General features: G+C 38.1%; 11 protein-coding genes. 4 read left to right on the plus strand and 7 right to left on the minus strand.

The window, feature by feature from the left end:
- Positions 1–225 precede the first annotated feature (225 nt).
- Both KO495_RS14200 and tal read right to left on the minus strand, forming a co-directional pair.
- Positions 226–399 carry a DUF3545 family protein gene (locus KO495_RS14200; RefSeq protein WP_215981047.1) on the minus strand — a complete coding sequence of 58 codons (174 nt, stop codon included), beginning with the start codon at positions 397–399 and terminating at the stop codon, positions 226–228.
- Between the two features lie 200 nt (positions 400–599).
- Positions 600–1,562 (minus strand): transaldolase, encoded by a 963-nt coding sequence (gene tal / locus KO495_RS14205; protein ID WP_215981048.1) that lies wholly within the window; start codon positions 1,560–1,562, stop codon positions 600–602.
- A gap of 247 nt (positions 1,563–1,809) precedes the next feature.
- On the opposite strand from tal, the gene yaaA reads away from it, so the two are divergent.
- The gene (yaaA, locus tag KO495_RS14210; protein WP_215981049.1) at positions 1,810–2,586 is read left to right on the plus strand and encodes a peroxide stress protein YaaA; all 777 of its coding nucleotides are present in this window, start codon (positions 1,810–1,812) and stop codon (positions 2,584–2,586) included.
- Positions 2,587–2,723: 137 nt separating this feature from the next.
- Here the strand turns inward: yaaA and KO495_RS14215 are convergent, their stop codons facing one another.
- From KO495_RS14215 to fldB, 4 genes are all read right to left on the minus strand, one after another.
- Positions 2,724–3,851 (minus strand): porin, encoded by a 1,128-nt coding sequence (locus KO495_RS14215; RefSeq protein ID WP_252738981.1) that lies wholly within the window; start codon positions 3,849–3,851, stop codon positions 2,724–2,726.
- A gap of 239 nt (positions 3,852–4,090) precedes the next feature.
- Entirely contained in the window at positions 4,091–6,673 is a 2,583-nt protein-coding gene (locus KO495_RS14220; protein ID WP_215981051.1) for a TonB-dependent receptor, read from the minus strand.
- 329 nt (positions 6,674–7,002) lie between these two features.
- Complete coding sequence (srmB, locus tag KO495_RS14225) at positions 7,003–8,250, minus strand: ATP-dependent RNA helicase SrmB (RefSeq protein ID WP_215981052.1); 1,248 nt, start codon at positions 8,248–8,250, stop codon at positions 7,003–7,005.
- Positions 8,251–8,355: 105 nt separating this feature from the next.
- Positions 8,356–8,874: a flavodoxin FldB gene (gene fldB, locus KO495_RS14230; RefSeq protein WP_215981053.1), complete on the minus strand. Its 519-nt coding sequence runs from the start codon at positions 8,872–8,874 to the stop codon at positions 8,356–8,358.
- Positions 8,875–9,189: 315 nt separating this feature from the next.
- On the opposite strand from fldB, the gene KO495_RS14235 reads away from it, so the two are divergent.
- The 3 genes from KO495_RS14235 to KO495_RS14245 all read left to right on the plus strand — a co-directional run bounded on the left by KO495_RS14235 (position 9,190) and on the right by KO495_RS14245 (position 12,697).
- Positions 9,190–9,978: a thioredoxin fold domain-containing protein gene (locus tag KO495_RS14235; RefSeq protein ID WP_215981054.1), complete on the plus strand. Its 789-nt coding sequence runs from the start codon at positions 9,190–9,192 to the stop codon at positions 9,976–9,978.
- Positions 9,979–10,120: 142 nt separating this feature from the next.
- A complete protein-coding gene (recJ, locus tag KO495_RS14240; protein ID WP_215981055.1) occupies positions 10,121–11,929 on the plus strand; it encodes a single-stranded-DNA-specific exonuclease RecJ in 1,809 nt (602 codons plus the stop codon).
- A gap of 63 nt (positions 11,930–11,992) precedes the next feature.
- Positions 11,993–12,697, plus strand: a complete 705-nt coding sequence (locus KO495_RS14245; protein ID WP_215981056.1) for an ABC transporter permease — start codon at positions 11,993–11,995, stop codon at positions 12,695–12,697.
- A 29-nt stretch (positions 12,698–12,726) separates the two neighbouring features.
- On the opposite strand, the gene KO495_RS14250 is transcribed toward KO495_RS14245, so the two are convergent.
- A complete protein-coding gene (locus KO495_RS14250) occupies positions 12,727–15,345 on the minus strand; it encodes an EAL domain-containing protein (protein WP_215981057.1) in 2,619 nt (872 codons plus the stop codon).
- Positions 15,346–15,671 lie beyond the last annotated feature (326 nt).

Genomic DNA, 15,671 nt, shown 5'->3' on the forward strand with positions numbered 1-15,671 from the left:
CCTTGCTTATCATATGAAAAAAGAAAAACTATCAGGCTGAGCGACTCAGGAAAGTAATTTTTGCTGATATTTCAATTCGTTAAATAGCCCTTAAACGGAATTAGGTTAGATAATAAAAAGCCCAAACAATGTTGGGCAGTTTAAGTATTAAGTTTCGCTGTTAAATATGTTACTTGTAATTAGCTAGGCTAATTATTTTGTTAAATAGCAGTATAAGAAGAAAAACTAGAACTCTTCAAGCATGTACTCTAACGAGTCATCAAATACTTTTAAGTCTTTTTCTAATTGAAATTTATCACGTAGTGATTCAATTTCTCGCCATTTTCTTTTTTTAGTTATCGTAGCACGGCTTTTTTCTGGTTGCTCTGTAGACTCTAAAACACGGTTTAAATTATCCATAAAGTACCCCTGATATTACAAAGTAAATACAACAGCTATTTTAATACCATAATTATGAAGTTGTGCAAATAAAAAAACGCATATTTACTTAAAAATATGCGTTTTAATCACACGTTTTTTGCTATTTTTTACAGCACATTTTGTTTGAAAATATAGCGTTAGGTGCTTTAGTGGTAACTTTTATGAGTTACTAATAAAAGTTACAATAAATCGGTTAATTGTTTCTCTAATTTAACCTGATCAATTGCGAAGTTACGAATACCTTCTGCTAGCTTTTCAGTTGCCATTGCATCTTCATTCATTTCCCAGCGAAATTGTGCTTGTGTTAACGCTGACTCATTAGATGGCGTTGCATCACTGGCAGTTAATTTAGTTTCAATTGTTTCTGTACTGTTGGCTAACTCATCCATTAATTGTGGACTAATAGTTAAACGATCACAGCCTGCTAAGGCTAGAATTTCACCAATATTTCTAAAGCTGGCACCCATAACTACAGTGTTAAAACCTTGTTGCTTGTAATAGTTATAAATACTGGTTACTGAAACAACACCAGGGTCTTCATCACTAGGGTACTCTGTACGGCCGGTATCTTTTTTGTACCAGTCAAGAATACGACCAACAAAAGGAGAAATAAGATAAACACCCGCTTCTGCACAAGCACGTGCTTGAGCAAAGCTAAATAATAAAGTGAGGTTACAGTTAATACCTTCGCTTTCTAATTGTTCAGCGGCTTTAATGCCTTCCCAAGTAGAAGCAAGTTTGATTAAAATTCTGTCGTTGCTAATACCTGCTTCGTTGTACATAGCAATCAGCTTATGTGCTTTAGTAATTGAGGCTTTGGTATCAAATGATAAACGGGCATCAACTTCGGTTGAAATACGGCCAGGGACAATTTTTAGAATTTCTAAACCAATCAACACAGAAAGTTTATCTGCGGCATCAATCACTTGTTGAGCGGCATCATTCGACTGTGTTTTTGCCCATGCTACTGAGTCAGCCACTAGTTGCTGGTATGCAGGTAATGAAGCGGCTTTTAATAAAAGTGATGGGTTTGTTGTTGCGTCTTGCGGTTGAAACTTAGCAATAGCCTCAATATCACCCGTATCAGCAACAACGGTTGTTACTTTCTTTAATTGTGCAAGCTGTGAAGAAGAGTTTGTCATAACGTAACCTTAAAATAGTGTCTTGGAAATATTGACTACAGCATAGCGTTGATAGCCAGTATATAAATGTAGCTGATGAAATATTACAACATAAAAGCGTAAAAGTACCAAGTAATGCGTAATAAACTGTAATTTTATTCTATTTCTTTTTTTAGGTACTTTTTGCATAACTTTCTAAGTCACTTATGCCTGGGGATGTGTTATAGTTTTGCACTATAAAATACACCCGTTTATTAGAAGGTTAGCCATGTTACTTGTTGTTTCTCCAGCAAAAAAATTAGATTTTGAATCTGACTTAGCGACTGAAAAATTCAGCCAGCCAACATTACTTGAGCACAGTCAGTTACTTATTGATGACTGCGTTAAACTATCTCCCGATCAAATAGCGACGTTAATGAAGCTTAGCGATAAATTAGCGGGGTTGAACGCAGCACGCTTTGGTGAATGGTCTACGCCATTTACTTGTGCGAATGCCAGACAAGCCATTTTGAGCTTTAATGGTGATGTTTATACGGGGTTAGATGCACAATCGTTTAGCGATAGCGACTTTGAGTTTGCCCAACAGCACTTTAGAATTTTATCGGGGTTATACGGCTTACTTAAACCACTTGATTTAATTCAAGCTTACCGCCTTGAAATGGGTTGTAAATTGGCTAATTGTCGAGGTGATAATTTATATCAATTTTGGGGTGATATTATTACTAACGAATTAAATGAAGCGCTTGCGGCTCAAGGGGATGATGTTTTAATTAACCTTGCTTCAACTGAGTATTTCAAGTCAGTAAAGAAAAAGTCGTTAAAAGGCACCATTATTACTCCTAACTTTAAAGATTGGAAAAATGGTCAATATAAAATGATCAGCTTCTTTGCCAAAAAAGCGCGCGGTATGATGGCACGTTACATTATCCAAAATAAGTTGACCTCTGTTGAACAAATTAAAGGTTTTGACTTAGGCGGCTATCAGTATGATGAAGCTTTATCTAAAGGTAATGATTGGGTGTTTACTCGCAAAGAAGCAGAGTAATAGTGCGTAGAGTTATCTGAAGTAGCTAATCACAAAGAGTAATCGTTGCAACCAATAAAAAGCCTGACAACATTTGTTGTACAGGCTTTTTAGTATAATACTTAAAGGTTTAGTTAACCTGAACTTAAGTTGGCTTATTACCAGAAGCTGCGCATCGCTAAGGTTAAACCCCAGCCTGCATATTCGCCGCCATCGTTAGCACTGTCTTGCATTTTTGCGTAATGTACACCGGCCTGAAATTTCAATTTATGGCCATTAACTAGATAGTTCATACCGCCATAAACCTCTTGGTATTGATCGCCTCGGCCGCTGACAATGTCGCGATCATAACGACCAAGTCTTACGCCATTATTATCTTTACTGTTTAGATAAGTATAACGAGCAACCCAAATCAATTTTTCTGTTTGTTGCAAAGTTGGCATTAACACCACTCCAAATAGGTTACTTTGACCTAAGTCTCCTTTGCCCCATGAAATATCAGTATCTAAGCCCCATGCTTGTTGCTTTAATTTACTTGATACACTGACTATTTGAGAAAATTTTCGAGTATTACCATGTTCATGAGTATCGTTGTAAACATAATCTATACCCAGCTCGCCTTGCTCCCAAAGTGCATTTTTTTCGAGTTTTTTTGAGGTTGATAAAAGTGCGAAGTAACTTGCTTCTTTTACTGATAACTCATCAGAGCCATCACTTGAAAAGACACCTGTTTTATACTTCCAGCCATTGCTTAAACTGCTCTTAACGCTAACCCCTGTAAAATATTCAGCAGTAAACCATAAGTTATTACTAAGGTTATTACGTTGCGGCGTTAATAAACGATTTGACGAGGTTTTACCGTCTAAAGTAAAGCCGGTAGACTGCTTGAGAAATTTTAGCTCAGTATTTTTATTTAGCGCCCAAGCAACATTAGCATCGGTTAAGCGACGATATGAGTCATCAAGACTAGTATTTAGGTTAAAATCACCTTCTAACGCGAACTTGAACTCGCCTTTTTTGGCTTTAAAACCAAAGCGAAAGCGTCGCCATTCGGTGTCATTAAACTCACCTTGCTCAGCATCAACCCAAGTTGAGTCAAGCTGTAGTCGACCAGATAGCTTAAAATAATCACCTTGTTCATTCTGATAAAGCTCAGCCATTTTCCAAGCATCGTTGAAGCTAGTATCACTTGATTGATTTGAAGGTGCTGCATATGCATTTAACGCGCTAACGCTGCTTAATGCGCCAATCACCGATAAAGTTAATAGGTTTTTCTTAGATATCATTTTCACAGTAGTCTTTTTCATTTTTGAAGTTGAATGGTTAAGTTGAAATTTGCCAGCGTATTTATTACCCGAGCAGATAATGCCAACTTAATTCATTAATAGATGACGTTATGATTACAATTACAACATTTTTATGTGACAAGTTTGTGACATGAGTGGATTATGACAAAAAAAAACACTCGCTATCAAGACAAAGCGAGTGTTTTTAGTGTTAGGCTATTATGGTAACCGTCTTATTATTAGAAACGGTATTCTGCACCAGCGTAGTAAAAGGCGCCATTAAAGCCAAAAGGAGCTGAGCGACGAGAGTAAGTAAATACGCCAGGGCTACTAACAATTACGTTACCGCTAGCATCAACAATAGTCCCTGTTCTCGAGTTACCTATTTCGTTTTTATCAGGCATTACATCAAATAAATTATTACCACCAATGTTAAATGATAATTGCTCGTTAACCTGATAACTAACACGTAAATCGGTTAGTATTTCAGCACCATAGGTTTGTCTACCACCATCGGTAACTGTGTATTCGCCGTAACGGTTAAATGCTAGATTAACGGTAAAGTCATTAATACGATACAAACCTGATAAGCTAATTCTATCTTGGGGTTGCCACTCTTCAATAATAGAAATATCTTGCTCGGAGAAAATATCCTCAGGTGGAATATCACCTAAGCCGCTATCGGGTGGTGTGAATATATTAACCACATCGGTTTCAGTAAAATTGGCTGCAAAGGTTAAGTCTAAATCACCACCGAGCATTTCACCGTTCCAAGTAGCAATAATATCTACCCCTTGTGTTTCTGTATCTGCACCATTTAGGAAGAATTGACCACCACCTGCGCCTGAGGCTTGCAGTGCAGCATCTAAGGCTGGAGATAAACCTTCACCCAACGAGTTACTTAAGACAATACGATCATCAATATCAATGGTATAAAAATCAACGGTTAAGTTAATACTATCGGCTATTCTAATCACGGTTCCTAAGCTAAAGTTGGTTGACTCCTCTTCTTTTAATTGTGGGATACCAATGGCTTGCGCTAAGTTACTATCGTTTCTAAATGTTCCCACTTGAACAGCAATTTGATCGCCATCAGGATCATTCGGGTTGGTCTTAAACTGTGTACTAATATTATTAAAGTAGAGCTGCTGCATTGACGGAGCTCTAAAGCCGGTACTCATTGCACCACGTAATGCAATATCTTCGGTAATTGACCAATTCGCGGCAAGTTTGAAGTTAGTGCTATCACCAAAGCCGTCATAATCATCGTAACGTACAGCGCCACTAACAATTAAATCATCGGTAATTTCCGTTTCAGCATCCAGATAAAATGAAATAACATCACGGGTTTCATCAACAGCCGATACCGGACCTATACCGCCAAAGCCTTGAGTACCAGCACTTCTATCGGTGGGAAATAAGCTAACACCATTTACGGTGTCGTAATCTCTATATGAATATTCTGCGCCAGGGGTTACTTTGTAAGTATCAGTGCGAATTTCAGCGCCCATTGCCAATGAAAATAAGTCAAAATCTTGAGTATAATCAAGATTCAAGGTTGATAAGCTTAGCTCCAACCCGTAGGCAGAAGCTTCGCTAGGTACTGCAGCGCGAATTTCATCAGGAGTAATACTCGCTAAGGAGCCATCGTCATTGTACTGTAGTGCATTGGCATACGATGAATTAATCGTGTTGCTGGTGGTGTAATCAATCGTGTTTTGACCATAAGTGTAAGAAAAATCTAAACTGGCACCATTGTCAAATTCAGTTAAGTAGCCAAAGTTGTATGACATATCTTTAATATCTGAATTTATTTTAGGTAGAAACCCCATAGGAACAGTCGCGTCACCATCTTGTAGTGGCGCATTACCACCGGTATTGTTGTTATGACGAAAGAATGCGGCAGACTCGTTATCGCGATTAGAGTAGGTAATAAAACCATAAAGCTCACCTTCACCAAGCTCATAACCGGTATTTACGGTTAAACCAAACTGTTCAGAGTCGGCATCACCAATTCGAAAGGTATTACGAGGTGCCGTTGCTTCTCTTGGATCGCCAAGTAGTGAAGTACCATTACCTAAATCAGTACATCCCGAGAACTGACAAGAGCCATGCAAACCTGCGCGATTAGTAAAACCTCTATCTCTAAAGTTAAGGGTGGTATTTAAATAGCCTTTATCGCCAAGTGCAAAGCCTTTTGAAATATCTATGTTAGTGGTTTCTCCATCACCTTCTGAATATTCACCGTAAGAAAGTGCGACTTTACCGCCTTCATCAGCGTCATCAAGAATGATATTAATAACACCAGCAATAGCGTCAGAGCCATACTGAGCGGCAGCGCCATCACGTAACACTTCAATGCGTTTTATTGAGGCGGCAGGAATCGCATTCATATCTGTTCCTGCGGTGCCTCGACCAACAGAGGTATTAATGTGAATAAGGCTGGCTTGATGACGACGCTTGCCGTTTACCAATACTAAGGTTTGATCTGGGCCTAAACCCCTTAACGTTGCTGGTCTGAGTGCATCAGTGCCGTCACTAATGGCAGAGCTTGAAAAGTTAAATGAAGGTGCAATTGCTTGCAGCATTCTACCAACTTCTGTTTGACCTGTATTTGCTAGTGCTTCTGCTGAAAGAATATCAACCGGCACTGGTAACTCATCAACAGAGCGACCACTGACGCGGCTACCAATAACAGATATTTGTTCTACGTCTTCTAATGAGGCTTTTGAGGGCTCTTGGGCTAAAGCACTTTGGCTAGCTACACCAAGTAAAATAGGTATTAGTGTGGTATTTATTATTTGTTTTTTACGGTTGTACATTGTGAATATTCCCTATCATGTTTAGTAACTTAACTGCGTAAGCTATTAACAACATCGATTAACGTCCGTATTATTATCATTTATCGGTTGTAATCGAATAATAACCTTTTAATTCATTTACTTGCTAAAGAGTAGTCGAATAAAGTTAAAATACAATGTTTTTAAATAACTTGAGGGAAGGGGAGTGCCTGATAAGAAGTAATGCGCTGAGTAAGTCGCACTCAGGTTGATCAATAAAGCAGCCATAAAAGCGCGCTATACAAATAATAAAAAACCGCTGCTATGTTAGTAATTAAACATGTGAGCGGCTTATTTATTGTTATAAAAATTTATTTTTTAGCGCGTTTGGCTTGTTTTTTCGCTTGCTTTTTAGCCTTGGCTTTTTTCTGTGACGTGGTCAGTTTTACTTTCGCTTTTTTGTTAGCAACGCGAGATTCTTTATGCTTAGGGCGAAGCTCTTCAATAACACGGCGCGATAAGCGCTCGTCAACGTAACGCTCAATTTTACCCACAACAGGCATATCATGGGCTTCAACTAATGATATTGCCGTGCCTTTATTGCCAGCACGACCGGTTCTGCCAATACGATGTACGTAAATATCTGTTTTACGTGGCATATCAAAGTTAATAACATGGCTAATATCGTCAATATCTAAACCACGGGCGGCAACATCGGTGGCAACTAATACTTTGATTTCACCACTTTTAAAACGCTCAATGGCTTTGTTACGTTTATCTTGCGGCATTTTGCCTTCAAGCCATACACAAGGCAGTTCTTCGGCATATAATTTACCTGAAAGGTATTGTACTGTTTCGCGTTTATTAGCAAAAACGACGGTACGATTAACGCCTTCTTGTTTAAGAATATTCACTAAAAGCTTTAATTTATGATCGCTATTATCAGCTAAGTGCAACCACTGATGAATAACCGCCTTTTCTTTACGTGACGGATTAGACTCTAAAAAGACTGGCTCATTTAATACTTCTTTAGAAAAGCGTAAAACCCCAGCACCTTCTAATGTTGCCGAAAATAACATGGTTTGCTTACGCCAGCGTGCTTCGCCAACAATACGATCAATAGTTTCTCTAAAGCCCATATCAAGCATTCGGTCTGCTTCATCTAATACGAGAATTTCAATTTCACGAGCATCAAATTGCTCATTCTCAATGTATTCTAATAAACGACCAGGGGTTGCCACTAAAATATCAGTGGTGCTATTTAAGATATCACTGTGACTACCATAATTAACGCCACCGGTAATAACACCCGTTTTAATATTGGTTAGTTCAGCAATTTTTTCACTGTCTTCACCGATTTGAATCGCTAATTCACGGGTTGGCGTTAAAATTAATACGCGAGGAAAGCCCGGTTGCGTTCTTGGGTAATCAAGTAAGTGTTGAGCAATTGGCAGTAAAAAAGCGGCGGTTTTGCCGGTTCCTGTCGGCGCAGAAGCAAGAATGTCTTTACCTTGCATCGCCTCAGGAATAACTAACTCTTGAATAGATGTTGGTTTGGTATAACCCGCTTTTTTGACACTGGCTAATAACTCAGAGTCGAGATCAAATTGCTCAAACATAGGGAATAATTCACTAACTGTTAAATAAATACAAATATGGCGGCAATTATAGTGACTTTCGTGCTTGCTGTAACCCTTTAATCGTTAATGCTGGTCAATTACGGGTTAGAGTAACTCGCTATATTCAAGTAAAATTTGCTCACACCACTGCTCGATACGTTCATCGGTTAAATTATATTGGGTATCTTCATCTAAAGATAAACCAACAAAGTGGCTTTCATCGTCACTCAGTGCTTTTGATGCGGTAAACTCGTAACCTTCATTTGGCCAGTAACCAATAACGTTAGCCTGTTGAACAAGCACTTGCTCGTGGAGCATACCTAAAGCATCTTGAAACCACTCGGTGTAACCAATTTGATCGCCCATACCATACAAAGCAACAATTTTATCTGATAAATCAAGCGAGTTAATATCTTGCCAAATAGACTCCCAGTCTTCTTGTAGCTCGCCATAATCCCAGGTAGAAATACCAAAAATAATGAAGTCATAATCAAGGCAGAGTGAAAGTGGCTGATCTTTTATATTAAATATATCAACTAAATCTTCACCTATTGCTGCTTGTATTTTTTCAGCAACTATTTCAGTGTAACAAGTGGTTGAACCATAAAATAAGCCTATTTTCATTTGCGATCTCGTTCGTTGGATTTACATCAATAATAAAATGGTGTTGTGTAACTTTGTGCTCTAAGTGCTTAGTTACCTAGATTTAGTTACTTAAATTTAGTTATCTAGCGTTGTAAGTCATCATACTTAGTAACACTTTCGCTGAGTTTATCAGAAGATATGCCTTTAGTTTTGCTATTTATCCGATAAAATAACCGTTTTAGCTAAAAAAATTGCAATATGTTTAACTAGGCTGTAATTTCACACGCTAAAGTACGGTCTTTAATGAAAGCTTAATTTTATTCGTATTAATACATCACCTTTATGGAAGTTTCTATGCACAGCAAATTTATTACCTATGTCATCACCGCGATAGTATTTATTGTACCGACCACGTTAGCCCAAGTAGCTATTGCGAATGAAAATGTACCCGCTTTAATCGCAAGCTCTCCTAGTGACAAATTTGATGCGCAAATGCTAAAAGAAGTCGTTGGAAATAAATTAGGGCTAAATGTAGTTAAAGTTGAAAAAACACCAATGAATGATTTAGCGGCTATTCATACCGAGCAAGGACTTTTCTATTCTAGTTATAACGGTGAATTTTTAATTCATGGCAAACTTTATAGCATTAAAAATGAACTGACTGATTTAACCGAGCAAAGCTTAGCTGCTATACGTCTTGAAGGGGTAAAGTCATTTGCTAATGATGTTATTACGTATCCAGCTAAAGATGAAAAATATGTAGTGACAGTTTTTACTGATATTACTTGTGGTTATTGCCGTAAAATGCACGCTGAAATGGCTGAGTATAATAAACTCGGTATTACCTTTCGCTATTTAGCTTATCCGCGCTCAGGTATTAACGATCGTTTAGGTAACTTTACCGATGGCTTTAAAGATTTACGCTCAGTGTGGTGTAATGATGACTCTGCCGATGCGTTAACACGAGCAAAATCAGGTGCAGGTATTGCTTATAGAATTTGTGATAAGCCTATTGAAGCGCAATTTAACTTTGGTCGCCAAATTGGTGTTACAGGTACACCAGCAATTATTTTGCCTAACGGTATGATGGTGCCAGGTTACAAGCCGCCAGCACAACTTGAAGCAATATTAAAAGAAGTTTAATGTAAGAACCTTAATGTAAAGCCTTACATTGAAGTGTCATATAAAAAGCAGTGATCACGATCACTGCTTTTTTGTAACTGGCTATTGAGTAAGTTTTTTTAATTACAGTATTTTATAAAAAAGATAAGAAGATGAGTAACCTATGAGTAAAAAAATAATTCGCCGCACACCAGTAGACGATAGCCATTTACCTCCTCATCTTCCTGCAATTATTAAACAAGTTTATGCCGCGCGAGCCGTTAAATCAGCAAGCGAACTTGAACTTAAAGTGAATAACTTACATGGTGTTACCGAACTTGCTTCATCATTAATGGGTATAAATACTGCCTGTGAATTGCTGTATCAAGCCTTAATCAACAAAACACATATTATTATTGTGGGTGACTTTGATGCCGATGGTGCTACGAGCACCGCTTTAATGATGACAGCGTTTAACTTATTTGGTAGCACACATCATAACTTTATTGTGCCAAATCGTTTTGAATACGGTTATGGCTTAACTCCTGAAATAGTTGATATTGCAGCAAGCCAAGGAGCGCAACTGTTAATTACCGTCGATAATGGTATTAGCTGTATTGCGGGAGTGAAGCGCGCTAAAGACTTGGGAATGCAAGTGATTGTTACCGACCACCATTTACCAGGACATAGCTTGCCTAATGCTGATGCTATTGTTAACCCTAATCAAGTCGGCTGTACCTTCCCAAGCAAATCGCTTGCTGGTGTCGGTGTCGCTTTTTATGTCATGCTGGCGCTAAGAAAATATTGTCGCGAGCAAAATTATTTCAGTGAATATCACATCCCTGAGCCTAATATTGCGCAGTTACTTGATTTAGTTGCCTTAGGTACAGTAGCTGATGTGGTCTCACTTGATGGCAATAACCGTATTTTAGTTGAGCAAGGCTTAAAGCGTATAAGAGCAGGGCAAACTCGTCCGGGTATTCAGGCATTGATTGAAATTGCTAATAAAAACCAACAACGCTTAGTGGCGAGCGATTTTGGCTTTGCACTCGGCCCAAGAATTAACGCGGCTGGGCGTTTAGATGATATGGCTTATGGTATTAACTGTTTACTAGCGAGTGATTTATCAAGCGCAAGGGTAATGGCGGCAGAGCTTGATGATTTAAATAAAGCACGTCGTGAAATAGAGCAGGGTATGCAAGGTGAGGCTGAACGGGTGTTAAGTTCACTTAACTTCGATGCGTTTAACTTTAATGAAACGAGCACAGCAAAAGACAATAAAGCTGACTTTCCAAGTGCCATTGCACTGTATCAAAAAGATTGGCATCAAGGGGTTATTGGTATTGTTGCGGGGCGTTTAAAAGAAAAATTTCACCGTCCCTGTATTGTTTTTGCCAATGGCAGTGATGATGAAGTCAATGATGAGCAGTCGAGAGAAATAAAAGGCTCAGCGCGCTCTATTCCAGGGTTACATATTCGAGATTTATTAGAACATATTGACAGTCAACACCCTGGGCTTATTCTGAAATTTGGTGGCCATGCCATGGCGGCAGGTTTATCAATAAAACAGTGTGACTTTACTCGTTTTCAAACTTTATTTGACCAATTAGCTAGTCAATGGCTTAAACCTGAAGACTTACAGAGTATTATTTTATCTGACGGCGCTTTGCCGGTCGAAAATTTGAACCTAGACTTTGCTGAATTACTCAGAGATTCAGGACCATGGGGACAAAACTTTCCTGAGCCATTATTCGACGATACTTTTACTTTAATTCAGCAGCGCATTGTTGGCGAAAAACATTTGAAAGTTGTGGTGCAAAAGTCGTCTAACGGAGGGAATCAAGTGTTTGACGGTATTGCTTTTAATATTGATATTAACGCTTGGCCTAATACTCAAGCTACACAAGTGCACTTAGCTTATCGACTTGATGTGAATGAATTTAGAGGTAAACGTAGCGTGCAATTAATGATTGAAAATATCACTGCGGTGTAACATACGTTTATTATTATAACGATAATTTAAATTTAGATATTGCGACAACATCGTGAGAAAGTAATGGAAAATTCACTCGCAGCTATACCGTTAGCCAACCTTGCTATTGCATTTTTGCCTGTATTCTTAGTGCTTATTATTTTAGTGAAATGGTCACTGCCTACTAAAAATACCTTACATGCCTTAGTGCGTATGCTAGTGCAATTATTGTTAGTCGGTTATGTACTCAGTTATATTTTTGAAAGCGATAATGCTTGGGTAATTGGCTTATTATTATTACTGATGATAGCTGTTTCAAGTTGGATCGCGCTTAATAATATTGAGCAACCTAAAATAGTGTTATTTAAGCAAACCTTTATCGCAATTTTTATTAGCGGTGTTTTTATTCTAATTGTCATAACACAAGGTGTATTACATTTATCACCTTGGTACCAACCGAAGGTTATTATTCCATTAGCAGGAATGGTTTTTGCTAACTGTATGAACAGTGTCAGCTTATCAGGAGAGCGATTTTTTTCTGAACGTCAACGTGCACAAACCTATATTAATGCGCGTAATATTGCCTTTAAGGCCTCAATGATCCCTAATGTTAATGCGCTTTTTGCGGTGGGAATAGTATCACTGCCGGGGATGATGACGGGGCAAATACTCGCAGGGGTATCCCCATTTATTGCCGCACGTTATCAAGTTATGGTGATGTGTATGATTTTTGCGTCAGCTGGCTTAGCTTCAGCTATTTTTTTAAGGTTAAATAAAGGTTATAAGTAGTTAAACATGGCCTTCTAATTTATCTTTATTTATTGCTGCCAAACTTCATTGCACTGCCAGCTATCTATCCATTGCGGTATTTCATTGGCGGGCATCGGCTTGGCAATACCGTAGCCTTGTGCTAAGTCACAACCAAGCTTTAATAATGCTTTACCATGTTCAATTGTTTCGACACCCTCGGCTATGACGTTACGCTTGAAAGATTTAGCTAAAGCAATAACCCCTTCGACAATTGCCGAATCATCAGGATCGCATAGCATATCTCGTACAAAGCTTTGATCTATTTTAATCAGGCTTGCAGGAAGACGTCTCAGGTAAGTTAAAGATGAATACCCGGTACCAAAGTCATCTAACGCAAAGTTTACGCCTAATTTTATGCACGCATTCATTGTAGCTGAGACATGGCTTATGTCGTCTAGAGCACTTGTTTCAAGCACTTCTAGCTCTAAGAGGTGAGGCTCAACATCTGGATGGCTTTTCAGTAACTTTATAATGTTTTTAGTGAACTTAGGTTGCTGTAACTGTACAGCAGCAATATTTACACTGATATTGAGCGGGGGATGAAGCCCCTGTTTTTGCCATTGACTAATTTGTGTTAAGGCTGAATTAATAACCCATTCACCCATTTCAATATTCATAGGGTTGTTTTCAATAATGGGTAAAAACTCAGCTGGGCTTAATAGCCCTTTTTTCGGATGTTGCCAGCGGATAAGAGCTTCAAAACCAATTACAGTACCAGATCTCATATTCACTTTGGGCTGATAATGAAGTACAAATTCATTATGATCTAAAGCATGACGAATAGCATTGAGGCCCTCTCGTTGTACTTTTACGGCATCATCTTGAGCTATATCAAATAGATGGTGGCGATTTTTACCCCTTTCTTTTGCAATATACATAGCTTGATCAGCATGACGCATGAGTTGATCGGCATCAACGTTATCTTGTGGATAAAGAGTTACTCCAATGCTAGCGGAAACATTTAAAATGGCACCATTAACCATAACGGGAGCCGATGCAGCTAATAAAAGGCGCTCTAATATAGGCACGTAATCCATTGGGGTAATTTTTTCCGGCAAGTTTGTTAATACAGCTACAAATTCATCTCCGCCAATACGAGCTAAGCTATCACCTTCGCGTAACGATGCTTTCATCAACCCCGAAAGAGAAATTAGCAGTTCATCACCGATGTCATGACCGTAAGCATCATTAATCGCTTTAAAACCGTCTAAATCTAGAAAAACTACAGCAAGAGACTGCTTTTGACGATTACACTGTAATAGTGCTTGAGATAGGCGATCTGCAAGTAATACCCGGTTGGGTAAATTAGTAAGTACGTCGAAATGTGCTATATGCTCTAACTGTTTTTGGTATTCTTTCATTGAAGTAATATCATTAGCTAAAATAACATAATGGCTAACTTTATTATGCTCATCACGTACAGCACTAATAGTTTGCATTTCAGTATATTTTTTTCCGCTTTTATGACGACTAACTACCTCGCCGATCCAGTAGCCGTTAGCATTAACCTCTTCCCACATCACATCATGAAATTCGGGCGAATGAACATCAGACATTAAGGACTGTGGTTTTTTTCCTAATACTTCCTCATGATAGTAACCTGATACTTCACTAAACCGAGCATTAACATTAATAATATGATTATTTTCATCAGTAATGATAATACTTTCTCGCGCATGAGAAAATACGCTAGCAGCGAGCTTTAGTTTGTCTTCAGTATGTTTTTTTTCTATAGCAATACTAGCTAAACTTGCAGTTTGCTCAATTACGGTAAGGTCTGCTTTGGTTGGTGCATTAATTTCATTATGGTATATAGCAAAAGTGCCTAAAACGTCTCCCTCTGTAGATCTTATTGGCTCTGACCAGCAAGAGGCTAGCCCTGCTTCTTTAGCTAATCCTTTATAAGGCTCCCAATAAGGGTGACTTTCAATATCGTCTACAATAATACGCTCATTCATGAAAGCTGCTGTACCGCAAGAGCCAACACCGATGCCTATTTCGACGCCATGAATAGCTTCACTATAAAATGTAGGAAGACGAGGGGCAGAGCCACTTATTAGATGTTGTCCTGAATTATCTAATAGTAAGATACTACAAATCATCTCAGGGTTATCTTGCTCAACAAGGTGCAGAATTGCATCAAGAATAATAGCTAGTGGCTTACCACTAGTAATAAGCTCTAATACATGGCGATGAGACTTTTTACGTAATTCGTTTTTTTTACGCTCAGTAATATCGTGTATGACGCCAATCAGGTAGCGATTACCTAAATTATCGGTGAAGCGACTTTTTCTTGTACTAATTATCTTAACTTGCTCAGCACTAAGGGTAAGTGTTTCTTCGCATAGAATCTCCTTTCCTTCTTCAAGGACTTTTTTATCAATAGCAAGAAAGTGCTCTCTTTCCAATGGGGGGACTTTTTCAGCTAACGTTTTACCTATGATGTCTTTTCTTGATAGCCCAAATAGTTGGCAAAAAGCGTTATTAACTAGTATTAATTTACACTCATTATCTTTTACAAAGATAGGATCTCTTGTATTAGTGAGAATTGCATGAAGGTAAAGCTTCGTTTGTTCATTATTTATGAAGGTTAACGTTGACGTATCTTGGCTTTCTTTAAACGTCATTTAGTCTCTTCCTTGTGAAATAAAATTATAATGTTAAAGCTATTGTTAGGTATATAACCTGAACGCGGTTTAAGAGATATTTAATAAATTGATTTAATTTGTTTTATAAAACCTATCATTCGTTAGTTTTAAATATAGCAAAGAGATTATTTTATGAAAGTTATATAGCTTATTAGCCCGTATTACTTACTAAATAACCTGAGTTCGGCTTAACAAATGTTTATCTAGCAGCTACTTTTCCTAACTTCTTCGTTAAATTTACTTGCAATAGGCCAGCTATTGACGCGAAATTTGCCTTACTTATCATATGAAAAGAAGAAAAACTA

This window comes from Colwellia sp. D2M02, assembly GCF_018860755.1.
In the GTDB taxonomy this organism is placed as follows: Bacteria; Pseudomonadota; Gammaproteobacteria; order Enterobacterales; family Alteromonadaceae; genus Colwellia; species Colwellia asteriadis.